The organism is Flavobacteriales bacterium (assembly GCA_016704485.1).
In the GTDB taxonomy this organism is placed as follows: domain Bacteria; phylum Bacteroidota; class Bacteroidia; order Flavobacteriales_F; family PHOS-HE28; genus PHOS-HE28.
The window spans coordinates 683,749-705,574 of sequence record JADJAA010000002.1 but is presented as its reverse complement, the minus strand read 5'-3'; the positions used below and the strand labels follow the sequence as shown (position 1 = coordinate 705,574).

The window sequence follows — 21,826 nt, the reverse complement described above, 5'->3', positions numbered from 1 at the left end:
TCCTTGAAGGGTCGCAAAGTTAGGGATAACAGATCAGGCTGGGGACGTCGTTCTTATTTATTCCTGCAAATGCTTGAATCCAATGGTGTCATACTTTCATCATCAAGGCCAGAACCGGCGATATTCGATCCATCCAAGAAAATCGAGATGAACTTATCTATTTTCCCAACCTTTGCATTGACTCGTCCGTTAGAAAGCTTCTTCAATAAACCGCACTTTTGAACTCAGATCATGCCTAAAGAACCTTACTTGAAATGGCTCCACGAAGTTGAACTAAGTGATATCGAAACCGTTGGTGGTAAAAATGCCAGCCTCGGTGAGATGATCCAAAACCTCGGAAAGCTCGGGGTTGAAGTGCCGGGAGGATATGTGGTTACCGTTGCTGCTTACAAAGCGTTCATTGAACATAACGTGCTGGACCAGAAGATCCGGGATATCGTTGCCGGGCTTGATGTGGATGATATAGAGAACATCCGCCGCACAGGTCTTGCCGTGCGCACCTTGGTGAAGAACGGAAAGTTCCCTGAAGAGGTGTGGAAAGGGATCATGCAGCGGTACGATGAAATGTCCCAGAAATACGGACAAGAAGCTACCGACGTGGCCGTTCGTTCCAGTGCCACCGCGGAAGACCTGCCGGATGCCTCCTTCGCCGGCCAACAAGAGACCTTCTTGAACATCCGTGGGCACCAGGACTTGATCAGTGCCGTGCGGAACTGCTTCGCTTCCTTGTTCACCGATCGCGCCATTGTGTACCGCGAGAGCTTGGGATATGATCACTTCCAAGTGGGACTTTCAGTGGGCATCCAGAAAATGGTACGCTCCGATGTGGGTGCCAGCGGTGTCGCCTTCAGCCTCGATACCGAAAGCGGTTTCAAGGACGTGGTACTGATCAACGGCAGCTATGGTTTGGGAGAAATGGTGGTGCAAGGCGCTGTGAGCCCCGATGAGTGGCTTGTCTTCAAACCCACACTGGCAGAGGGATACACCAGCATCATTGAAAAGAAGCTGGGCTCCAAGGATCGTAAGATGGTCTACGGTGTTGAGCCCGGAAAGCCGACCTCGACCATCCCGATCGAGCGCGCCCAACGCAACCGCTTTTGTGTGACCGATGATCAAGTACTGGAGATCGCGCGCAGCGTGGCAGCCATAGAAAAGTATTACAGTGATAAGAAAGGCCACTGGTGCCCGATGGATGTAGAATGGGCCATTGACGGCTTGACCGGTCATCTCTTCATCGTACAAGCCCGCCCGGAAACGATCCACAGCCGCAAGGCCACGGACCGTGTGGTGGAATACAAGTTGATCAACCCTGACGAGGCCACACCAGAGGCGCCAAAGAAACACCCGGTGATCGCCACCGGTATCGCCATTGGCGACCGCGCTGGCGCTGGTAAAGTGCGGATCCTCTTCAGCCTCGATGGTCGTGGCGGAAGCGGTGATGGCAAGGACTTTCAACAAGGCGATGTACTGGTAACGGACATGACCGACCCGGATTGGGAGCCGATCATGAAAAAGGCCAGCGCGATCATCACCAACAAAGGCGGCCGTACGTGCCATGCGGCCATTGTAGCACGTGAAATGGGTGTGCCCGCGATCGTGGGCTGTGGCAATATCACCGACCTTTTGGATACCGGTATGGAAGTAACCGCCAGTTGCTGCGAAGGTGATACCGGCATCATCTACAGCGGGATCATCCCCTTCCATAAAGAGGAAACGATGCTCGCCGACATGCCGGAGACGAAGACCCCGATCATGCTCAACGTGGCAAGCCCGGACTTGGCGTTCAAGTTCAGCAGTTTGCCGAATGCCGGCGTGGGTTTGGCGCGTGAGGAGTTCATCATCAACAACTACATACAAGCGCATCCATTGGCGTTGTTACAACACAAGGAACTCGGGGATGTGGCCCTGAGCGGAAAGATCAGTTACTTGATCCACGGCTATGAGGACGAAGAGACCTTCTTCGTGAAAAAGCTGAGCTATGGCATTGCCAAGATCGCCGCGGCCTTCTACCCTAACAAGGTGATCGTGCGGTTCAGCGACTTCAAGAGCAACGAGTACAAGAACCTCTTGGGCGGCGAACATTTCGAGCCGGACGAGGAGAACCCGATGATCGGCTGGCGCGGTGCAAGTCGCTACTACAGCGAAGTGTACAAGGAAGCCTTCGGTCTGGAGTGTAAGGCCATTCGCCGTGTGCGCGAGAAAATGGGCCTGAAGAACGTGGTGGTGATGGTGCCTTTCTGCCGCACGGTGGAAGAGCTGCAAAGCGTGACCGCAGTGATGAAGGAATACGGGCTGGAGCGCGGCAAGGAAGGTTTGGAGCTTTTCCTGATGGCAGAGATCCCGAGCAACATCATCATGGCCGAAGAGTTCAGCGAACACATTGACGGCTTCTCCATCGGTAGCAATGATCTTACGCAGCTTACGCTCGGCTTGGACCGCGACAGCGCACTGGTATCACACCTTTACGACGAGCGTAACCCGGCCGTAAAGCGCATGCTGAAGATGCTGATCGAGACCGCCAAGCGCACCGGCACCAAAGTTGGCATCTGTGGCCAAGGTCCTAGTGACTTCCCTGATTTTGCGCAGTTCTTGGTGGAACTGGGGATCGATTCGATCAGTGTTACTCCGGATAGTTTGTTGAAGACGAAGCGGGCTATTGCTGAGGTGGAGAAGAAGATCGCGGCTGGTAAGGGGAAGGTACCGGCTTGAGCCTCTCAAGCAGCGAATCCGGATATTCGACCATCTTTAGGTTGAATCCAATGTTATCAAATAGAATTTTTGAACGAAGTTCGAATTTCAGAATACTCGCTTTTTCGGCGATGTTACTATTCGCTTGTTTTCATTACAACTACATTAGATGTCAGGATGTAGTGTATGTTGTAAGTGGACCATGGTTGTACGAGTTCGATCCCATCAGTTGTGATACGACCTACATTGGTGACACCGGGATCGGGTTCGGTGATATCGCCCTCACTCCGGAAGGCCGTTTGTTCGGCATTAGTTCATCATATCTTTATGAGATTGATAGAACGACTGGAATGCCAGAACTTGTCACAACAATTCCAGCACCTTTCAGTGGAGTTTCGTTGGTTGCACTAGACAATGAGCAACTGCTCTTTGAGTCGTGGGACTCGCTCTGTGTCATTAGAACTGATGGCTCATTTGCAGTGCTAGGATACATTGGATATTCAGCTTCAGGAGACTTGACTTGGTACCAAGGAGACCTTTACATGACTGCAGGATATGATGCACTTATCCGGATAAGGATGAGCGAATCCCAGTCTGGGATAATCGGCGTAGATTCCATTGGAGTAATGGAAATGCCATTCTATGGGGTCTTAGGGGCAGTGACTATCCGAACCGGGCCTTGTGTGGATGATATCCGTCTGATCGCATTCAACGGAAATGACGTATACTTTGTTGAGCCATCAAATGCTCAGGTACAACCACAGTGTATTGGAGCTTTCCAATATGGAGTGAGTGGGGCAGCTACATCAGCGGAGTTAAACGAACTCACTGCGAATCCTCCCGCTGTTGTTGTCAATGTATTTACTCCGAACGGAGATGGGGTTAATGATCAGTTTGCCCCGATGCAATCGGGTTCGCTCTATTACTTGCAGGTGTATTCGAGATGGGGAGATCTGATGCATTCGGCAACTACGTCATGGGATGGTCGATCGTCTGGAGGAGAGCCAGCTCCGGATGGAGTGTATTATTACGTTCTTCAATCATCTTCTGAATGTTCTGGTCAAGAGAAGCTGAAAGGCCATGTGTCGCTATTGCGGTAGTATCTCTAACGCTTCATGACTAACGATTTTGCCTAGTAATGATTCCAATATTGAAATGGATCCGTTATTGAAGACAGAACGGGCTATTGCTGAGGTTGAGAAGAAGATCGCGGCAGAGAACGGGGTGAAGGTTGGAAAAGGCGTAAACGCGTAACTTTGTTAGCAACCTCGGATCATCATGACCCAACGCACATATCGCATACTACTTACACATGAACCCGAAGGTGGTTACACAGTGAACGTGCCCGCACTGCCCGGTTGCATTACCTATGGTGATGATGTTGACCACGCAATGGCCATGGCGAAAGAAGCCATTGAGCTTTTTCTGGAGACATTAAAAGCAGAAGGTGATCCGATACCGGACGATAGCCGCACATTGGAGTACTCCATGGTGGTGGGCTTTTAGTGGTAATGTCCACTACTCCTTCGATAACACCGGATGAGCTGATCCGGGTCCTACGTCAACATGGGTTCGAACTGTTGCGGACAAAAGGCTCACATCAAATATTCAAGAACCACTCCTCTACCGCAGCAGCGACACATGTCCGAACACCTCCGACCGTTCGGTCTGTTCCTGATCCAAGCGAATGCTGGAATAGCGTAATTTATATGCGTACACACCAATGGGACATTGCTGGCCACCGTAAGTGCCATCCCAACGGTCGGCGGGTTCTTTCAATTCGGCGATGAGTTCTCCCCAGCGGTTGAAGAGTAGCAGGTCCATGTAGCGCAGGTCGCAATCCATTACGGGTGCCCACGCATCGTTGACGCCGTCGCCATCCGGGGTGAAGCTATTGGGCACGTAGAGCGTGCAGGTACAATCCTCCAAGTATACCAAAGTGCTGTCCATTTCTGAGTGGCATCCATCTACAAATATGCTGGCCGAAACGTAGCCCGTCTCCGTCGCATTGATCCATGAAGTTGTTTCACCTGTGCTCCAGACAAGGCTATCATGAGGATCTGTTATCACCAAGTGTGCAATGCGCGTATCGATGCACAACGGCACTTCATCCGGTAGGTTGAATACGGGCAAAGGGTGTTCTGCAACTGCGATGGTATCCGCACCTACACAATTCGCGACATGCACCATTACAATAGCATTGCCCGCGGTGGTCGCCATTGCGGTTGCGCTATCACTACTTACAACACCGCTCCACAGATAGCTCGTTGCTCCCGGCCAAGTAGCATCTAACAACACATTGTCATTCTTACAGAACCACGCACTGTCCGCCAGATCGATCGTGAGGCGGTCCATATCCACCAGAATGGAATCTATACTGATGCAACCATGTACATTGCTGAGCAAAAAATAAGTACCTGTGGATCCAGCGCTGTAAAGTGCACTGGTGCTGACGACCCCACCCGCTTGGGCTTGTGCCAGATCGCCATCCAAGGTGGTAGCGTACCAAGAGAACGTTGCATCAGGATCCGTGGAACCCGGACCCAATTGCAAAGCCGCACCGCAGAAAACCGTATCCGCTGCCAGCACTTCATCAATGGTCTGAAAGCCACCAATTCCAACGGATGCTGCAACCTTGCATATCGTATCGCCGGCGCAATCGATCACGCGCAATTGTACTTGCACGGATACTGATCCGTCCGGTGCTGTCAAACCCGGTGGTGAAGCTTGCCCGGAAGTAGCAAAGGATGTTCCGCCAACAACCCCATTGTTGACCACTACCCCATCCGAGAAGTACTCCCAAGCATAGGTGAATTGCGGATCACCGCATTGTAAGCTCTCTTCCAGATCGGAGGCGATGTGAAGGGAGTCACCAGAGCAAGCAAGCGTGTCCTTGTCCAGCGTGAAGAGCGTATCCAATGGAAGCGGACAGAAGGTGGAAACTTTGAGGCATACACAATTGCGGATAAGCGTGCGATCAACTGCAACGGTGGGTATTGTGGTCAGCGGACTGGGATTCAGTCCACCGGGATCGTTGATCGTCATGAACTTCTCGGTCCATACGAGGTCGATATCCCCTGGCGTTTCCCACAAGCTGTCTGTACATGTTGCGGCGCCAAGCGCATCGGTCTTGAGCATTATGGCCTGTTGAAAACCGTTGCGACCGGTGTTTCCTGCAAGCAACAGATCACCGTTGGCGTAGGCATCGATGCAAGCGATGGAAGTTCCCGGAGATGAACCAAAATGGTACGTTCGCATTTGACCCAGCGTTCCAGTGGCAGCATCAACATCATAGAGCACACCTCCACTAAGTCCTGCACTGGTGAATTGCCTACCGACGATCAGTAGTCTTCCATTGGACAATTCAGAGTCAATGATGTTGGCTGCTGTCATGGGATAGCGCTTGCTGAAGTTCAGATCACCGGTGGCAATGTCGATCTGTGCCGCGTACGCGTCACGATAGCTCCAGCCCGTACCGTACTGGTTGTGATCGCTCACATAACCAGAGATAAGTGCCGTTCCCGGCGTGACACCCGCTACCACACTTTGCGCCACATCGCTGCTCCACGTACCACCGAACTGCGTGCACAGCCAATTGCGACACCAGAGCAAACCACCACTATTATCGATGTGCAGCGCAGTGGCCGTGAAAAAATCCCAGTTGTGGCCGCTGTTCCCAGCGATCAAGAACGAACCGTCCGGCATGGCCTCCACATCACAGAAGTTCTCCCATTTGCGATCCACACCACCGAAGTGGAAGGAGTAAGGCGTAAAGCTGAGCGGAGCACCGGCGCCATCAGTCACAAGCACCACGGCTGCGTTAGCATTGGCATCAAAACCATTATTCCATGGGCTGGCCCAGAAGGCGGTCAACAGGAAATAGTCGCCGCCCACCATACAGATGTTGCCGCTTGAGCTCTGAGCAATGTCGTTGACGAAAAGGTTGCGGTTGCACGTGTAGGTCTTGAACCACAAGAAGTTGCCGTCCGCGTCCAACTTCAGGATGAATGGATCCCACACATTGGTGTAGCCTGCCGTCTGCCCACCGATCAGATAGCCAAGATCATTTGCTTGGCAAATAGTAGTAGGATGCAGATATGGCACGCCCGGATCCGTAAAACTGTAGTTCCAGACCGTAGCGCCCATGGAGTCGAAACGGGTCACCTGCACACCCGTATCCGGACCGGCGATATAACGGTACATGGCCACAGAACCTCCGTCACCTAGAGGAACAGACTTAACTACAGGGCCGAACCAATCCGTCCCCACCGGACCCATGGCCAAACTGTGGTGCTCCGCAGCTACTTGGCCAAGACATTGGCTAGTAACCGTGATCGGATCCTGCGCGCTCGCAAAGCACACGACAAATTGCGCAAAAGCTATTGACCAATAACGCACTCGGCGTGAAAGTGGATCAACCATGTGGATCGACCGTAAGACGTAAGGGGTGGTGAAAAGGATGCCTTGGTGAGAGTTTCCATGGCAGTGCACCAAATGTACGCGTACGTGGTGCATTCAAATTGAAAGCTTCTCATGCAATGCGCTGTATAAAAGAACAGTTCTACCTTGCACGAATGTGGCGCTGGTCAGCACGGATCACAGTAGGTTTATTTTCGATGATAAGCGCACTCCTTATAATAGGACTAGTTGCTGTGGTATTAGTTATTGGATGGTTCATTCGTCAGTACGGATGGTATTAGACCAGTGATCAGGAAACACACAAAAGCTTATAAGCGAAGCAATGGATCCCCAGATATAAAGGCTACTAATTACGATCCAACAACCCCTGCCCGACTCCGCTTCACTTCCATCTTGCGCTTTAACGCTTCCGGATAGTTGCTCGGGTCCTCTGCTTCGTAGGTCTTTACCGGGTTTGTTCCGGTTGGCTTAATTAAATCTTCGGAACGGCAACCAAGTATAATTGCGGCCGTTTGTACGCCGGAATAACCAGCACCAGCAACTCCGTGGGACATTATGCTGGCGCCGCATAAGTAGAGGTTCTCGACCTCACTTTTGGGCTTGTACGAGAACGGGCCGATCTGCTTGAAGATCTTCTCCGTCCCATACACCGACCCATTTGTTGAGTTGATGAAGAACGAATTTGTAAGCGGTGTGCCCAATTCCTTGTGGATAATATGCGCACCAATGCCCGGCACCACTTTTTCCAAGGTCTTCAACATCTTGGCCATGATCGCTTCTTTGTATTCCATATAGGCAGCCGAGCGATCATTTCCTTCCCCTTTGAATTGTTCGAAAGCGTTCGGGTCTATGAACGAAATGGCCTCTAGGCAATGGTGTTTCCCATCATAGCTGGAAGGATCCTTTAGCGTCGTACAGCTTATGAACATGCCTGGAAATTCTTCGCCTTTCAGGATATCCGGTTGCATCATTTCACTGTACAGAACATCAGCATCCACGATGCCTGCGGTGTACCAAATGTTACCTGAGTCCAGCCCAGCTTTGCGCACATCCATATCCACGGTTAGGAAGAGCATGAGTGATGTACACGAGTACTTCGTCTTGTCCAACTTCTTTACCAATTTCGGAGATACGTTTTCTACTCCTACTAATTTGCGGTATGTGGTAGCAGGGTCTGCATTGCTGATCACATATTTGGCGAGTACGCGTTCGCCGGTTTCCAATTCTACGCCGATCGCTTTTTTCCCTTCTAACAATATCCGCTTTACGCGCTGGCTGGTTCGCACTTCGCTACCATGCTTTTTGATCGCATTCGTCATGGCCTTTACAATGGCGCCGCCGCCACCCATAGGATAATAGCCGCCGCTGAAATAGTGTGACATTACCGCCGCATGCAATGGAAAACTCGCTCTGCCCGGCGGCACTCCATGGTCTCCGCATTGCACGTTCAAAACAGCTTTCAGCAATGGGTCTTGAATGAACCGGTCGATCACTGTCTTCAGGCTGAACAAGCCATATTTGCCTAAGTGCCGCGTTCGCCAGGGGATCGTAACATTATCCCAAAACCCGTTCATTTTGGGGATCAGCATCAACTGTGCACAAACATCACGCACTGTGGTCAGGTATTGTTTGATGTTCTTCCGCTCCTTCGGGAAACGTGTTGAAAGCGACTCTATCAATTCATCAAAATTCGCAGGCAGGTCTATGCGTTCACCGCCGATCCAGCAATGTTCGTATGCCTTCGGGTTCATGCGGAAGAACACCAATTCATCGGCAATGCCAAGGCCTTGGTATAGCTCGCTGGTGGACTCACCTGCTCCCAATAGACCCACATAATGCACCCCAGGCGTGAACCGATGACCATTCAAATAAAAGCTGTGGCACCAACCTCCTGGGACGTCATGTTGCTCCAACACCAAAACGCGTTGGCCCGCTCTGGATAAGCAGATCGCCGCGGACAATCCTCCAGCGCCGGAGCCAATGATTATCGTATCAAAGTCAGATCGTTCTTGCATTCTTCGAGGCCACAAAAGACCTCTTGATGCAACAACTGTTGCGACGTCTTTTTTCGATGATGCGTAAAGGTCGGAGTTATTTAGCACCTGAGTGAACTGTAGGTGTTTCGGGCCGCTGAGATCAAACCTATTTCTTTGCAGCCTTCCAGAACCTAAAATGATCAAACTACCCATACCATCAATGGAAGGCCATAGTACGGAACGGCTGATCTTTCGCAGACCTAGCATGAATGACTGCGATTGGTGGATGGAGTTCATCAATAGCCCGGACTGTCTACGGTTCTTAGGTCTGAAGGTCGGTGATCCGGCTTCATGCACCTTCTTTATCCAGAAGAGTTTGGATCGCATACCGCGTAATGGCACGTGCTTGAATGCTGTGATCGAGCGGGCGACCAACAAGCCAGTAGGTATGGTTGGATTGCTCACCCAGGAGGTCGAGGGGGAAATGGAATTGGAGATCGGGTACCACATGCTGCCATCTGCATGGGGAAAGGGCTACGCGAAGGAAGCGGCGGTAGCTTGTAAAGCATTTGCGGCAGACCATCAACTCGCGCCATCCGTGGTTTCACTGATCGATCCGGCCAATTTCGCAAGCCAGGCCGTAGCCAAGCACAACGGGATGGAATTTCAACGAAAGGTGATCTTTCGGGACGAGGAGTTATTCCTTTTCAGAACAAAGGTCTAGATCTTTGATGTACGAGAGCTATCAAAATGATTCATCCTATCGTCAGGCATACACTGATAAAGCGACCATTCATCGATCATCTTAAATTGTGCCTCTTGAGTCATGAGCAAAATATACTACGACCCCGCCGACCTTAAGAAGTTCGGAAAGATCACGGAATTCCAAAAGGAACTCGGAGAGAAGTTCTTCGATTATTATGGTGATGTGTTCAAGGAGGGAGCGCTTACGGCGCGCGAAAAATCGCTGATCGCTTTAAGTGTTGCACACGCCATACAATGTCCATATTGTATAGATGCCTACACGACCGATACCATGGAAAAAGGCTGTAGTGAGGCCCAGATGATGGAAGCTGTTCACGTAGCGGCGGCCATTCGTGGCGGCGCATCATTGGTGCATGGCGTTCAAATGATGAACAAGGCGAAGGAAATGGTTGGTGGATGAAAAGCCTTTCGGCAACACATCACCTATTGAGTGCGACCCTTCAGCAACGAATGGTTCTGGAGGGCGAATCATTGGACCTTCCTTATTTCGCGGCGAAGTTGAAGGATGCGGGACTTCCTGTACTTGATGCTTTCGGATTGGATGTTCTTCAGGTGAATCTTGGCTTGATGTGCAATCAGACCTGTACACATTGCCACGTGGATGCTGGTCCGGACAGAAAAGAAAAGATCTCGCGTGCCATTCTGGAAGACTGTCTCACTGCAATAAAAGCACATGACATTGGAACGGTGGACCTTACAGGTGGCGCACCGGAAATGCATCCCGATTTTCGTTGGTTCGTTGAGCAATGCGCCCAGCTCGGCAAACGTGTTATGGTGCGCTGTAACCTCACGATAATCCTAGCGAACAAGAAGTATCATGACCTGCCTGAATTCTACAAAAAGCATCAGGTAGAAGTGGTCAGTTCCCTACCCTTTTATACCGCCGACCGCACCGATCGCCAACGCGGCAAGGGTGTATTCGAGCATTCCATTGAAGCATTGAAGATGCTCAACACTGTAGGGTACGGCGTGGAAGGAAGTGGTCTGAAACTCGACCTTGTGTACAATCCTGCGGGTGCGTTCCTGCCAGGCTCACAGTCTGAACTGAAGGCGCAATTCAAACGCTCGTTGATGACCGATCATGGTATTGTGTTCAACGACCTATTTGCCATCACCAATTTACCGATCAGCCGATTCTTGGAACACTTGGTCCGAACGGATCAGTATCAGGAATACATGGAAAAATTGGTCAATGCATTCAACCCACAGGCAGTAGCGGGTGTGATGTGCAGGAACATGATATCCGTGAGCCATACTGGATCCATCTACGATTGTGATTTCAATCAGATGTTGGATATTCCACTGACCGCAGGTATGCCAAAGAACATTTCTGATCTGGCTTCTGCAAGCGTTATCGGCAGAAGGATCGCAACAGGGCGCCATTGTTTTGGTTGCACTGCTGGGGCAGGAAGTAGTTGCGGAGGAGCTACTGCGTGATGGGACCTTTGTTGATCGTATTCTTACGGAAACCTGAGATCGGCAAGGTCAAAACACGTTTGGCTGCGACAGTTGGTCCAGAAAAGGCGTTGGATGTATACGTTGGACTTCTGGCTCACACACTTGGTTCCACAGAACAATTGCGTTGCACCAAGCAAGCGTGGTATACCGGTGAAGGCTCCGTTGATGCGGTTGAAGCCTATGGATTCACCACACACTTACAAAATGGCAGCGATCTCGGTGAGCGCATGTTAACCGCCTTCTCAAATGGCTTCAGTTATGGTCATTCACCTATCGTGATCATCGGAACCGACTGCCCTCTCATATCAGCGGATTTGATCTCCGAAGCCTTTGATTCGTTGAAGACCAACGACGCGGTATTAGGACCTACACGGGATGGTGGGTACTATTTACTTGGACTGAATGAACCATTGGTCAGCGTGTTCCAGAACAAAACGTGGAGTACGGATTCCGTTGCGCGTGAAACGCTGGAAGACCTAGGGCGCGAGCACAAACGCGTTCACATGTTGTTGGAGTTGATCGATGTGGATACCGAACAAGACCTGATCGACACGAATTGGGACCAACGGGACAGGCCTAAATAGAACCATCATCAGGCCTAACGCAACCTCTTCCGAAGAAAAGACGTAATTTGTCTACACGTAGGATTTGTTTTCCTATGCACCAAACACTGTGATATCAAAGACTTGATGTATAAAGTGAGCATACTGATAGGTGCACTTTCCTTGGCAACAAATGCAATTGCACAGGACTACACAACCCCGGAGCAATACCAATTCACCTTGGAAAGTGATCTGGTCTATGGTGTTGCTCCAAATTATACCGGCATAGTGGACACGTTAGAGCTGGATCTGTACAAGCCTTTAGGTAACACGGACAATGAACGCCCGCTTTTAGTTCTTGTGCATGGAGGTGCTTGGGTAGGTGGTTGCAAGAATGATCCGGGGTCCGGTGTAGTTGCTCTTGCGCGAGAATTCGTAGGGCGTGGATATGTCGTTGCGAGTGTGAATTATCGGTTGGGATGGCATAAGGACGACTTCGTTCCTAACCCGGCAGGTCCTCCAACATGGCCTATTGAATACGGTGCCCTCTATGCTGCGGACTCAATAGAAATGAAGCGAGCACTATACAGAGCACAGCAGGATGTAAAAGGCGCCATCCGTTGGTTGAAACAACGCTCGGCGCTGGACAGTGTATGCGTGGACAAGGTATTCTTGGGGGGTGAAAGCGCTGGCGGTTTTACTGCCTTGGCGGCTGCTTTTATGGACCGGGATGAAGAAAAACCATACTACTGTAACGCCATGCCGGATGCACCTGTACCGGCTCCGAACGTATTGAACGGAACCACTTTCCAGTGCATTCTGCACACCTATGCAACGCCTCCGGCAGCCTTGCAGCGTCCCGACCTTGGCCCGGTTCAAGGAACGTTGAACCTGAATGGGAATGATGCAAGCGTGCGTGGTGTTGCGAACTTGTTCGGGGGTGTTCCCTATGATGCATTCGATCTCGATTGGTGGCAAGGTGTTGATACTCCGATCGTCTACATGTACCATCAGACCTGTGATGGAATTGTGCCGTTCAACAAAGGGAGACCGTTTGAAACCATGTCCGGCCAATGCAACTTGGGCAGTACGCCGTGGCACACCAACCAGCCCATCACTTATGGTAGTAACGCGATCAAGAATGCGTTTGATGCCATGATCGATCCGCCAGAATACATTACTGAATTCGCCTATTGCGATCCATTCTTTACTGACCTGGCCTTGTTCGAATGCATTCGTTACGGGAACAACGGCTCGTATCATTTTTTAGGGAATCCTGCACTACGTGCTGTGAACATTGCAGCCTTTTTTGATACGATAGCGAGTGGACCAACTTCGTGTATTAGTACTGGGACCAATGAGATCAGCTACGAGATCAGGCCTTTGATCTATCCGCAACCTGCCCAAGATCATATCCAAGTGCAACATCCAGATCTGCACGGCAACGTTTCCATCCGATTGATGGCGTTGGATGGACGGACTGTTCTGGAAAGGATCGTGAAAGCAAATGCCGAGACCATCCAACTGGATATTCCGGAGGGTATCACCAGTGGAACTTATGTTCTGCTACTGGGGTCGGCAGCCTCCACGCGCGGTTTGCGTGTGTTGATCGAGCGATAAGAAAAAGTGCGCACCGCCTACCTTGTATGCGTTATCACCTTGGAACAATGGAGATGTGGCAACGATTCTCATCAGCCAAGCCAACCGGATACGAGGAATTTCGTGCTCGTTGATCGATCAGTCGTTCGATGGGCGTCACCGCGATCTTCTGATCTCTGGAATGGCCGGATCCGTATACGTGACCATGTTTTTGATGGACCGCACGGTCGATCACAGCAGTGGTAAGCTCCATGGTTCTTATGATGCTGGGTTCTGTCATCATGGTTCTGAAGTGACCAGTTGCCCTAGACGGTCCGTTCCGCCATCAAGTATGCCTCCAAGTTATCAAACGTACCCTTCCAGCCTTGGTCCATGCCAGCGCGTGCACCATCGAAAGTTGCGACTTCTTCTGCGCTAGGGTCATGTGGTGTCCACTCCACTGTCATGCGGGTCTGATCATTGCCTAGATCATCGAAGATCACCACGCAGCGCATATACTTCGGCCAGGTCTCTGATAATGGATGAGCTGTTACGGCGCCTACTTCATCAGAGAAGGACTGGATGTACATCATCCTATCGATCGGCGTGATCACTTCATAGGTGATCAGCCCCCACATCTCATTGGTACCATCGGCAGCGCGCTGACAATAATGACACGTGCCACCGGGTCTGAGATCCATACTTTTCACGAAGCTATTCGAGCCGGCTGGTGCGAACCATTTCATCATATCGGCCGGTTCCGTGTTGGCTTTCCAGACCAATTCCCGAGGCGTGCTGAATACGCGGGATACAACGTGTGGCTCGATACTTCTACGTGATTGCATAGTGATCAATTGAATTACAAATTTCTAAAAGATCTATGAACTACGCACGATCTAATATGCGGGATCGCGATAACCCTCGACCTTAATTCGGCTATATGCCCTATTCGATCAATACCCTCATGATCAAACATGCTTAGCATATCGATATCGACCAATGGCATTTCCTAACGGATAAAGCAAAGACCTGCGCAATACATTTGCATGTGCCAAAACAACTATCCATAGCGGAATTCATTGCGACCAAGTCGCCTGTTATTGATGTGCGGTCCCCCGCCGAATTCATTCAGGGACATATACCTGGAGCGCATAACCTTCCCCTTTTCACCAATGAAGAACGCGCCTTGGTAGGTACGCTCTACAAACAGAAAAGTCGGGATGTGGCCATGCTCGAAGGTTTGCGGATCGTGGGTCCAAAAATGGCGAACATGGTTGAAGAAGCTCGTTCACTCGGTATCGATGAACGGATCGCTGTGCATTGTTGGCGCGGTGGAGAGCGGAGCGCCAGCATAGCTTGGCTTTTGGAGAAGGCGGGGTTTGCGGATGTGGTTACACTCAAGGGTGGCTATAAAGCATTCAGAAATCTTGTACTCAAGTCTTTCGAGAACACTTATGACCTGCGCGTTCTAAGTGGATACACTGGCACTGGAAAAACCGAACTGCTCGGATATCTGAAAGACCTTGGCCAACAAATAGTGGACCTGGAAGGCCTGGCAAATCATAAGGGCAGTAGCTACGGTGCAATTGGAGAGGATCCACAGCCGAGTACAGAACACTTCGAGAATCTACTATGGTCAGCAATGCAGCATATCGACCCGAATAGACCGATCTGGTTGGAAGATGAAAGTCAATTGATCGGCAGGGTAAAGATCCCTGATCCGTTCTTCGCACAGATCCGATCAGCGCTCTGCTATTTTGCGGATATGCCACGTGAAGAACGTGCCGCTCGGTTGGTGGAAGTGTATGGTAAGTACCCTAAGAATGAACTGGCAGCTGCAACCAAACGAATAGAAAAGAAACTTGGTCCTCAACATTGTAGAACAGCTTTGGAAGCTCTGGAAAAAGACGACCTTCATAGCGTTGCCATGATCACACTAACGTATTACGACAAGACCTATCTACACGGGCTACAAAAACGTGATGCGTCCCGAATTGTGCGAGAAACTGCCTCATTCAAGAATATGAAAGCAATTGCTGAGCAAGCCATAATAGCGCATGGATAACCAACCTTCAACTGAGCCGGTTCGGCTTACTCAATATAGTCATGGAGCCGGATGCGGCTGTAAGATCGCGCCTGCGGTTCTGGAGACCATCCTGAAAAGCGATCTGGGCATACTGAACGAACCACGACTGCTTGTTGGATACGGTAGTCGCGATGATGCGGCCGTTTACGACATTGGAAATGGTAGGGCTCTCATCAGTACAACTGACTTCTTTTCTCCTATTGTAGATGATGCGTTCGACTTTGGACGCATTGCCGCCACAAACGCACTGAGTGATATTTACGCCATGGGTGGCAAGCCACTGTTGGCCGTTGCTATTCTTGGCTGGCCAATTGAAAAACTCGGGCCAGAACTTGCGCAACGCGTAGTGGAAGGTGGTCGTAAGGCATGCCATGATGCAGGCATACCGCTTGCAGGTGGTCATAGCATTGATGCGCCGGAACCATTCTTCGGACTGGCCGTGACGGGTGAGGTGGAGATCGCGAACATTAAACGGAATGACACTGCGAAGGATGGCGACTTGATCTATCTCACAAAGCCACTTGGAGTTGGCATTCTTAGCACAGCTCAGAAACGCGGTAAGCTCAAAGCCGAACATGAGCACATTGGTCCTGATCTTATGGTTCAATTGAACCGGATCGGATATGATCTGGGCAAGTACAAGAACGTTTCAGCAATGACCGATGTTACAGGGTTCGGCTTAGCTGGGCATTTGCTGGAGATCTGTAACGGAAGTGGTCTAAGTGCAGAGATCGAGTTCGATAGGATCCCGGTCATACCTGAAGCCTTGATATATGTTGCTGAAGGATGTTATCCGGACGGGACGCTCAGGAATTGGAAGAGTTATGGTGAGCATATCACCGGTGCGGATGACATGAAAAGAATGTTGCTATTGAGCGACCCACAAACAAGTGGAGGCTTGATGTTCACTATGGCTGCGGATCACAACTTATCAGAACTCTTGATCGAGTTGGGCATTACGGACCCGATTGTGCGTATCGGCAAAATGGTACCAAGAACAACGAAAGGTATTCTCGTTAGTTGAATCGTATTCATGGATGGACAAGTTCGTTGAATACCATAGATCCGAGTGGATCTATGGTATTCAGCTACGGCTGGTAATTCCGTTGAACATCGGAATAAATATCGGATCAATTAAAAGAAATTGATAACCGTATCTATTCAACTGGACATATACGGCATGCATGCGCATAAGCTTAGCATTCAGCGAATGAAAGGATATTGATCTGAGTAGGCATTGTACCTTTGTTAATTAAGAAACGAGAACCTTTAGAAGGTTATTAGAAGGAATCTCAAAAATAAGCATTGCCTAAGTTATCTATGAACACTGGGCTTTGATCAACTTTTTAATGTTCCAGTTGATCTTCTTCTTTGGCGCAATGTACTTCGCTAAGAAAAGCGATGGACATCAGCGACAAGCAATGGGAAGTGTTGGAAAAACCGCTTACAAGTATTTTTCATAAGAGCGAAACACGTGGCAGGCCCAGACAAGATCCACGTGCGGTGCTTAACGGGATCTTGTGGATATGCCGGACCGGTGCACCATGGGCGGATCTACCTGGCAGATACCCGCCATACCAGACTTGCCATCGGTACCACAAACACTGGTGCAAGAGCGGTTCTTGGGATAAACTGCTGCATGCTCTTGCATCGGATCTACGCGATCGAGGGAAGATCGACATTACCGAATGCTTTATCGATGGCACCTTCGCAAGTGCCAAAAAGGGGGGCTTGTGTTGGACCTACTAAGAAAGGGAAAGGCACCAAGATCATGGCAGTCACAGACGCTGTTGGTATTCCTCTCACCGTACGGGCCTTTAGCGCCAGCACCCATGAAGTAAAGCTAGCCGATAGGACGATCCGTTCGTGTGCCATAAAGCCCAAACGTGTGATCAGGGGCGTACGACAGTGACAAACTAAGACGCACATTGAAGAAACGCGGAATCCAACTGGTATGTCCGCACAGGAGTAACAGAAAACGACAAGTGCATCAAGATGGACGGGAATTACGGCGCTACAAACGCCGCTGGAAGGTCGAAAGGTTGTTCGCGTGGTTGTTTAACTCGCGCCGTACATTCGTTCGGTATGAATACCATGCAGACCTCTTCTTAGGCATGGTGCAGTTGGCTTGCGTAATGATAATTCTCAAAAGTTATTTTTGAGATGGCTTCTAATAAGATGGCGATCAGAAGACTTAGCCCCAAGGATGCAGAACAGCTTCTTATGCAGTACAGAAGCGAACGACGAAGATTGAATTTTCAACTGGAAAAGGTACGTGCAGCAATAGCTGAACTTAAAGGTTCCATTGTTCCCAGAGAGCCTGGAGATGTTGTTATCCCCGTAAAACGTGGACCGGGTAGACCAAGAAAAGACCCATCCCAATTGAACTCGGCAAAACGCAGCTCTGGTAAACGAAAGAAACGCGAAATTAAAGATGGTGGATACCGCTTAAGTCCTTGGGACCACTTGGTCATAGATACCATTACCAAGGCGGATCAGCTTATAACCAAAGGGCGTCTACTAAAAGCTGCACTGGTTTGGGCAAAAAAGAATGAGCCGGGTATGACCCCGAAAGATGTGGAGGACAAGCTTACGCGTGTTCTTCAGAAACTCAGTGGTAAGCGCCAGATACTTGGTACGCATCGTACAGGCATGATACGTGGATACCACTACGGTATCATGAACTGGTTCTTTGCAAGTAGCGGCAAATTGCGGAAACAGCATTTCGAACGGATCGACTACAACGTGGAATCGAACGAATAACGCCGAACATTGTGCAGCAAGAAATGGGTGGTCCTGTTACCGCCCATTTTTTTTACTCCATATATTAGTGGGATAAATCGATACAGCAGTTATGAAGAATATTCTTGTACCATTGGATCTATCGGCCATTAGCGGACGCGTGCTTGATGTTGCTACGGAACTTGCTCAACGCATGAACGTTAAGCTCTGGCTCGTTCATGTAGCTGCACCTGAGCCGGATTTCGTCGGATTTGATGTTGGACCGGGGTCCGTTCGTGAAATACGTGCCGATGAGCTCCGGAAAGAGCATGTCGATCTGCAAAGGTTAGCTTCGGACCTCGTGAATAGATCCATCCAGTGTGAGGCATTATTGGTTCAAGGACCTACTTCCGACACCCTGCTATCCATGATCACAAGGCTCAATGCGGATATGGTCGTAATGGGATCTCATGGACATGGTGCTTTGTACAAAACCTTTGTAGGGAGCATTAGCGAACAAGTGCTTTCGAAAAGTCCTGTACCAGTCGTGATCGTCCCCAAGAAAGATTGATCTCATGTCAACTTCTTTCAAGGCTTCGTTGATAGTGCTTGTTGCATTCTCACTATCAGGTTCGGTCTGTGTACCTACGATGGTAGGTGGCAAGCCCAAACTGAACGAAATACTGCTTCCGCCAGAATTTGAATTAAACGTGTACGCTGAGAACGTTACCAATGCTCGCGCTATGTGCTGGGGCGATCAAGGGACATTGTTCGTAGGTTCTCGAAGCGCTGGTAATGTATATGCGTTGCGCGATGAAGACGGTGATGGAACAGCTGAGGTTCAGCACACGATCGCAAGCGGCTTAACGATGCCGGTCGGCGTGGCATTCAAGGATGGCGATCTATACATCAGCGTTGTGAATGGTGTCGTGAAATTGATCGATATCGAGGACCACTTGGAAACACCGCCGACTCCTGTCCTTGTAACGGATGCCTACCCTTCTGAGAAACATCATGGATGGAAGTTCATTGCCTTTGGACCTGATGGGAAACTGTACATCCCCGTTGGTGCTCCTTGCAATAGTTGCGAAAGCCCGGACTCGATATTCGCTTCAATAACTAGGATCAATAGCGATGGTACAGATAGGGAGATCATTGCGCATGGAGTTCGAAATTCAGTAGGGTTCGATTGGGATCCGGAAACAGGTAAGCTTTGGTTCACTGAGAATGGGCGGGACAATATGGGCAACGACATTCCGCAGTGCGAACTGAACGTCCTCAACAATGAAGGAGAACATTTCGGTTACCCATACTGCCATGAAGGAACGATACCCGACCCGGAATTCGGAACACTTCGGGATTGCAACGAATTCATACCTCCCGCAGCAAAACTTGGACCCCATGTGGCACCGCTCGGTATGCGGTTCTACCGTGGAAAACAGTTCCCGAAAAAGTATTGGAATGCCATATTCATTGCTGAACATGGGTCATGGAACCGTACTACACCTATCGGATATCGTGTAGTCGTCGCGTTTCCACAAGCGGATGGTACAGCAACAACCGAGATCTTCGCAGAGGGTTGGTTGAAAGGAAGCAGTGCAACTGGCCGCCCAGTTGATGTGCTGGAAGCACCTGATGGCAGCCTATTGGTCAGTGACGACGATGCTGATATGATCTATCGGATCACTTACAAGGAGCCATGAATCGAGCTTAGAGCTTGAACATTAGCTGATCGACCTTTTCTGAAGGGTTTACGGTCGAATCCTTCGCGATGCGCCCATTTACCTTGATACAATGCGTAGTACACGATCAAGCTGCAGGCGATCCCGACCACAGCGCCGGCAAAAACATCCTGCGTAAAATGTTGAGACAAATACACGCGTGAAAAACCGAGCATAATTGCCACTGCGGCCAAAAACGCAGCCCACCCTTGCTTACCGATTATCACCACCAATGCTAGGCACATACTGAAGGCTGCCGTGGAATGACCGCTTGGAAAGCTGAAGTGTGAATGGAGTTCCACTCCCGGCACCCAATGAAGGTCGGGCCAGTGATCCTTGAACATACTAGGCCGATCATTATCAGAAAATACAGATCGTTTCAAGAACTGTGTGATCGTTGCGCTTAGAATACTACTGATCGCCACCATGAAGAATGAACGCCACGTGTGCAACGCTAGCACGATAAGTGCAACCACCACTACGGTCCATCCATCACCGAGGTTCGTGAAATATTTGAAGAACACATCCGCCCAAGGCCAGTTGTATTCATTCACCGCTGCATGAAGAGCAATTCTGCCTAACCGCAAATGAGCCCAGAACGCAGGAATGGCAAGCGCTAGGGAAACAAAAAGAAATACCGCGACTGCACGGATCCGTTGCATGTGGCGAATCTAATCCACAAGACAGCGATATATTAGAGCCATGATAGGGTTCAGTGGATATTCGATCCGGCTTGCTTTCTGTACTTGGTTCATCTGTTCGATCTGGTGCGTGTCACTAGGGCAATCATTCACCGTGGTCTATGGTGGGCCTTTAGCGGAACATGGAACAGGAGTGGTATTGAATGACACCGCTGTTCTGGTTGGCACGCGAACGTTCGAAACAGGAAACTATCGCGCGCGGCTCGATCTGCGCGACCTTGATGGGTCATCCATTATTGAAACGGAATTGGATCTGATGGGTACGCTTTTTCTTCAGGGTATGACACCCATCCCCGGTGGTGGCGCATTCTTGGTAGGTAGCCATATCGCACCGGATGCGCATGAACATGATGGCCTATTGATCAGAGTAGGTTCGGATAATTCCATTTCATGGGTTTCTCATATGGATGTTCCCGGCGACCAACAGTATTACGGCGTTACTGCTCTGGATGACGGAGGTGCGATGGTTTGCGGCGTTAGTGATACCAGCAATGGTCATGACATTCTGGTCGCCCGATTCGATCTTACAGGTGCCCTATTATGGAGCGTTACGGAAGACGGAGGTCTTGATGATGAAGCGTATGCCATTGCTAGCGACGCCACGGGTGTGGTTATCACAGGTAGGCAAATGAATTTTGGAGGAACATCCGATGTTGTATTCATGCGCTTTGCGATGGATGGTACGTTGGAATGGGCTTCTGGTTGGGGTGGCTCGGAAAATGAAATCGGTAGAGCGTTGGTGCGCACTACTGATGGAAACTTCCTAATGGCCGGTACTACCGAGAGCTATGGTGCGTTCGATCAAACTGAAAATCGGTTCAAGAAACATGTATTCCTGTATGCATTCAATGCTGTAGGGGATACATTATGGACCCGTGCTATAGGTGATACCTTATTTGAACGCAATGTGTTCTGTATGGATCTCGCACCGAATGGAGACCTGCTAATTGGTGGAGAACGGTACGTAACCACTGGTACAAGCGACGCAATGATCCAACGGCTTTCCAGCCAAGGTGTTCTGATCTGGGAGCATACGATCGATGAAGGTAAGGAAGAGAAGCTGCTGGATATCCATGCGCTGGGCGATGGTCTTATCGCAACCGGTTGGTCATTCGATGACGCTGGATGTAAAGTGCTCCTTCTAAGGCGTGACGAAATGGGACTTTGAACC

General features: G+C 50.1%; 19 protein-coding genes and 1 pseudogene. 15 read left to right on the top strand and 5 right to left on the bottom strand.

Annotated elements, in window-relative coordinates:
- Positions 1 to 231 precede the first annotated feature (231 nt).
- The 3 genes from ppsA to IPF95_14060 all read left to right on the top strand — a co-directional run bounded on the left by ppsA (position 232) and on the right by IPF95_14060 (position 4,194).
- Positions 232 to 2,709 (top strand): phosphoenolpyruvate synthase, encoded by a 2,478-nt coding sequence (gene ppsA, locus IPF95_14070; GenBank protein ID MBK6475811.1) that lies wholly within the window; start codon positions 232 to 234, stop codon positions 2,707 to 2,709.
- Between the two features lie 110 nt (positions 2,710 to 2,819).
- A complete protein-coding gene (locus IPF95_14065; protein MBK6475810.1) occupies positions 2,820 to 3,788 on the top strand; it encodes a gliding motility-associated C-terminal domain-containing protein in 969 nt (322 codons plus the stop codon).
- A gap of 178 nt (positions 3,789 to 3,966) precedes the next feature.
- Positions 3,967 to 4,194: a type II toxin-antitoxin system HicB family antitoxin gene (locus tag IPF95_14060; protein MBK6475809.1), complete on the top strand. Its 228-nt coding sequence runs from the start codon at positions 3,967 to 3,969 to the stop codon at positions 4,192 to 4,194.
- Between the two features lie 117 nt (positions 4,195 to 4,311).
- Here IPF95_14060 and IPF95_14055 read toward each other — a convergent pair whose 3' ends face one another.
- Complete coding sequence (locus tag IPF95_14055; protein ID MBK6475808.1) at positions 4,312 to 7,110, bottom strand: gliding motility-associated C-terminal domain-containing protein; 2,799 nt, start codon at positions 7,108 to 7,110, stop codon at positions 4,312 to 4,314.
- Between the two features lie 347 nt (positions 7,111 to 7,457).
- Entirely contained in the window at positions 7,458 to 9,122 is a 1,665-nt protein-coding gene (locus tag IPF95_14050; GenBank protein ID MBK6475807.1) for an NAD(P)/FAD-dependent oxidoreductase, read from the bottom strand.
- Between the two features lie 157 nt (positions 9,123 to 9,279).
- Between IPF95_14050 and IPF95_14045 the strand changes: the two genes are divergently transcribed.
- The 5 genes from IPF95_14045 (at position 9,280) to IPF95_14025 (ending at position 13,468) form a co-directional block, all read left to right on the top strand.
- Positions 9,280 to 9,807, top strand: coding sequence for a GNAT family N-acetyltransferase (locus IPF95_14045; protein ID MBK6475806.1), 528 nt, complete (start codon positions 9,280 to 9,282; stop codon positions 9,805 to 9,807).
- Between the two features lie 102 nt (positions 9,808 to 9,909).
- Positions 9,910 to 10,248 (top strand): carboxymuconolactone decarboxylase family protein, encoded by a 339-nt coding sequence (locus tag IPF95_14040; GenBank protein ID MBK6475805.1) that lies wholly within the window; start codon positions 9,910 to 9,912, stop codon positions 10,246 to 10,248.
- A complete protein-coding gene (gene arsS / locus IPF95_14035; protein ID MBK6475804.1) occupies positions 10,245 to 11,285 on the top strand; it encodes an arsenosugar biosynthesis radical SAM protein ArsS in 1,041 nt (346 codons plus the stop codon). The genes IPF95_14040 and arsS overlap by 4 nt, the downstream gene beginning before the upstream one ends.
- Positions 11,285 to 11,890, top strand: coding sequence for a TIGR04282 family arsenosugar biosynthesis glycosyltransferase (locus IPF95_14030; protein ID MBK6475803.1), 606 nt, complete (start codon positions 11,285 to 11,287; stop codon positions 11,888 to 11,890). Before arsS ends, IPF95_14030 begins: the two co-directional genes overlap by 1 nt.
- 114 nt (positions 11,891 to 12,004) lie before the next feature.
- Entirely contained in the window at positions 12,005 to 13,468 is a 1,464-nt protein-coding gene (locus IPF95_14025) for an alpha/beta hydrolase fold domain-containing protein (protein MBK6475802.1), read from the top strand.
- Between the two features lie 34 nt (positions 13,469 to 13,502).
- On the opposite strand, the gene IPF95_14020 is transcribed toward IPF95_14025, so the two are convergent.
- Positions 13,503 to 13,730, bottom strand: a complete 228-nt coding sequence (locus tag IPF95_14020; protein ID MBK6475801.1) for a hypothetical protein — start codon at positions 13,728 to 13,730, stop codon at positions 13,503 to 13,505.
- A gap of 22 nt (positions 13,731 to 13,752) precedes the next feature.
- The gene (locus tag IPF95_14015) at positions 13,753 to 14,271 is read right to left on the bottom strand and encodes an SRPBCC domain-containing protein (protein MBK6475800.1); all 519 of its coding nucleotides are present in this window, start codon (positions 14,269 to 14,271) and stop codon (positions 13,753 to 13,755) included.
- 203 nt (positions 14,272 to 14,474) lie between these two features.
- On the opposite strand from IPF95_14015, the gene mnmH reads away from it, so the two are divergent.
- The 6 genes and pseudogenes from mnmH (at position 14,475) to IPF95_13985 (ending at position 19,936) form a co-directional block, all read left to right on the top strand.
- Positions 14,475 to 15,491: a tRNA 2-selenouridine(34) synthase MnmH gene (gene mnmH, locus IPF95_14010; GenBank protein MBK6475799.1), complete on the top strand. Its 1,017-nt coding sequence runs from the start codon at positions 14,475 to 14,477 to the stop codon at positions 15,489 to 15,491.
- Complete coding sequence (gene selD / locus IPF95_14005) at positions 15,484 to 16,536, top strand: selenide, water dikinase SelD (protein MBK6475798.1); 1,053 nt, start codon at positions 15,484 to 15,486, stop codon at positions 16,534 to 16,536. Before mnmH ends, selD begins: the two co-directional genes overlap by 8 nt.
- A 377-nt stretch (positions 16,537 to 16,913) precedes the next feature.
- A pseudogene (locus IPF95_14000) lies at positions 16,914 to 17,674 on the top strand (IS5 family transposase).
- 16 nt (positions 17,675 to 17,690) lie between these two features.
- Positions 17,691 to 18,275 carry a hypothetical protein gene (locus tag IPF95_13995; GenBank protein ID MBK6475797.1) on the top strand — a complete coding sequence of 195 codons (585 nt, stop codon included), beginning with the start codon at positions 17,691 to 17,693 and terminating at the stop codon, positions 18,273 to 18,275.
- Positions 18,276 to 18,366: 91 nt separating this feature from the next.
- Positions 18,367 to 18,804: a universal stress protein gene (locus IPF95_13990; GenBank protein MBK6475796.1), complete on the top strand. Its 438-nt coding sequence runs from the start codon at positions 18,367 to 18,369 to the stop codon at positions 18,802 to 18,804.
- 4 nt (positions 18,805 to 18,808) lie between these two features.
- Complete coding sequence (locus tag IPF95_13985; protein ID MBK6475795.1) at positions 18,809 to 19,936, top strand: sorbosone dehydrogenase family protein; 1,128 nt, start codon at positions 18,809 to 18,811, stop codon at positions 19,934 to 19,936.
- Here the strand turns inward: IPF95_13985 and IPF95_13980 are convergent.
- A complete protein-coding gene (locus IPF95_13980) occupies positions 19,921 to 20,616 on the bottom strand; it encodes a phosphatase PAP2 family protein (protein MBK6475794.1) in 696 nt (231 codons plus the stop codon). The two genes, IPF95_13985 and IPF95_13980, sit on opposite strands and share 16 nt — an antisense overlap.
- A gap of 40 nt (positions 20,617 to 20,656) precedes the next feature.
- Here IPF95_13980 and IPF95_13975 point away from each other — a divergent pair, with 40 nt between their 5' ends.
- A complete protein-coding gene (locus IPF95_13975; GenBank protein ID MBK6475793.1) occupies positions 20,657 to 21,823 on the top strand; it encodes a hypothetical protein in 1,167 nt (388 codons plus the stop codon).
- Positions 21,824 to 21,826: the final 3 nt, after the last annotated feature.

What these genes read in the sequence shown, in the direction of transcription:
- selD (MBK6475798.1), top strand. Translation starts at nt 15,484, where the DNA reads ATGGATAACCAACCTTCAACTGAGCCGGTTCGGCTTACTCAATATAGT.
- arsS (MBK6475804.1), top strand. Translation starts at nt 10,245, where the DNA reads ATGAAAAGCCTTTCGGCAACACATCACCTATTGAGTGCGACCCTTCAG.
- IPF95_14040 (MBK6475805.1), top strand. Translation starts at nt 9,910, where the DNA reads ATGAGCAAAATATACTACGACCCCGCCGACCTTAAGAAGTTCGGAAAG.
- IPF95_13975 (MBK6475793.1), top strand. Translation starts at nt 20,657, where the DNA reads ATGATAGGGTTCAGTGGATATTCGATCCGGCTTGCTTTCTGTACTTGG.
- IPF95_14030 (MBK6475803.1), top strand. Translation starts at nt 11,285, where the DNA reads ATGGGACCTTTGTTGATCGTATTCTTACGGAAACCTGAGATCGGCAAG.
- IPF95_14020 (MBK6475801.1), bottom strand. Translation starts at nt 13,730, where the DNA reads ATGATGACAGAACCCAGCATCATAAGAACCATGGAGCTTACCACTGCT.
- ppsA (MBK6475811.1), top strand. Translation starts at nt 232, where the DNA reads ATGCCTAAAGAACCTTACTTGAAATGGCTCCACGAAGTTGAACTAAGT.
- IPF95_13995 (MBK6475797.1), top strand. Translation starts at nt 17,691, where the DNA reads ATGGCGATCAGAAGACTTAGCCCCAAGGATGCAGAACAGCTTCTTATG.
- IPF95_14015 (MBK6475800.1), bottom strand. Translation starts at nt 14,271, where the DNA reads ATGCAATCACGTAGAAGTATCGAGCCACACGTTGTATCCCGCGTATTC.
- IPF95_13980 (MBK6475794.1), bottom strand. Translation starts at nt 20,616, where the DNA reads ATGCAACGGATCCGTGCAGTCGCGGTATTTCTTTTTGTTTCCCTAGCG.
- IPF95_14045 (MBK6475806.1), top strand. Translation starts at nt 9,280, where the DNA reads ATGATCAAACTACCCATACCATCAATGGAAGGCCATAGTACGGAACGG.
- IPF95_14055 (MBK6475808.1), bottom strand. Translation starts at nt 7,110, where the DNA reads ATGGTTGATCCACTTTCACGCCGAGTGCGTTATTGGTCAATAGCTTTT.
- IPF95_13985 (MBK6475795.1), top strand. Translation starts at nt 18,809, where the DNA reads ATGTCAACTTCTTTCAAGGCTTCGTTGATAGTGCTTGTTGCATTCTCA.
- IPF95_13990 (MBK6475796.1), top strand. Translation starts at nt 18,367, where the DNA reads ATGAAGAATATTCTTGTACCATTGGATCTATCGGCCATTAGCGGACGC.
- IPF95_14050 (MBK6475807.1), bottom strand. Translation starts at nt 9,122, where the DNA reads ATGCAAGAACGATCTGACTTTGATACGATAATCATTGGCTCCGGCGCT.
- IPF95_14065 (MBK6475810.1), top strand. Translation starts at nt 2,820, where the DNA reads ATGTTACTATTCGCTTGTTTTCATTACAACTACATTAGATGTCAGGAT.
- IPF95_14060 (MBK6475809.1), top strand. Translation starts at nt 3,967, where the DNA reads ATGACCCAACGCACATATCGCATACTACTTACACATGAACCCGAAGGT.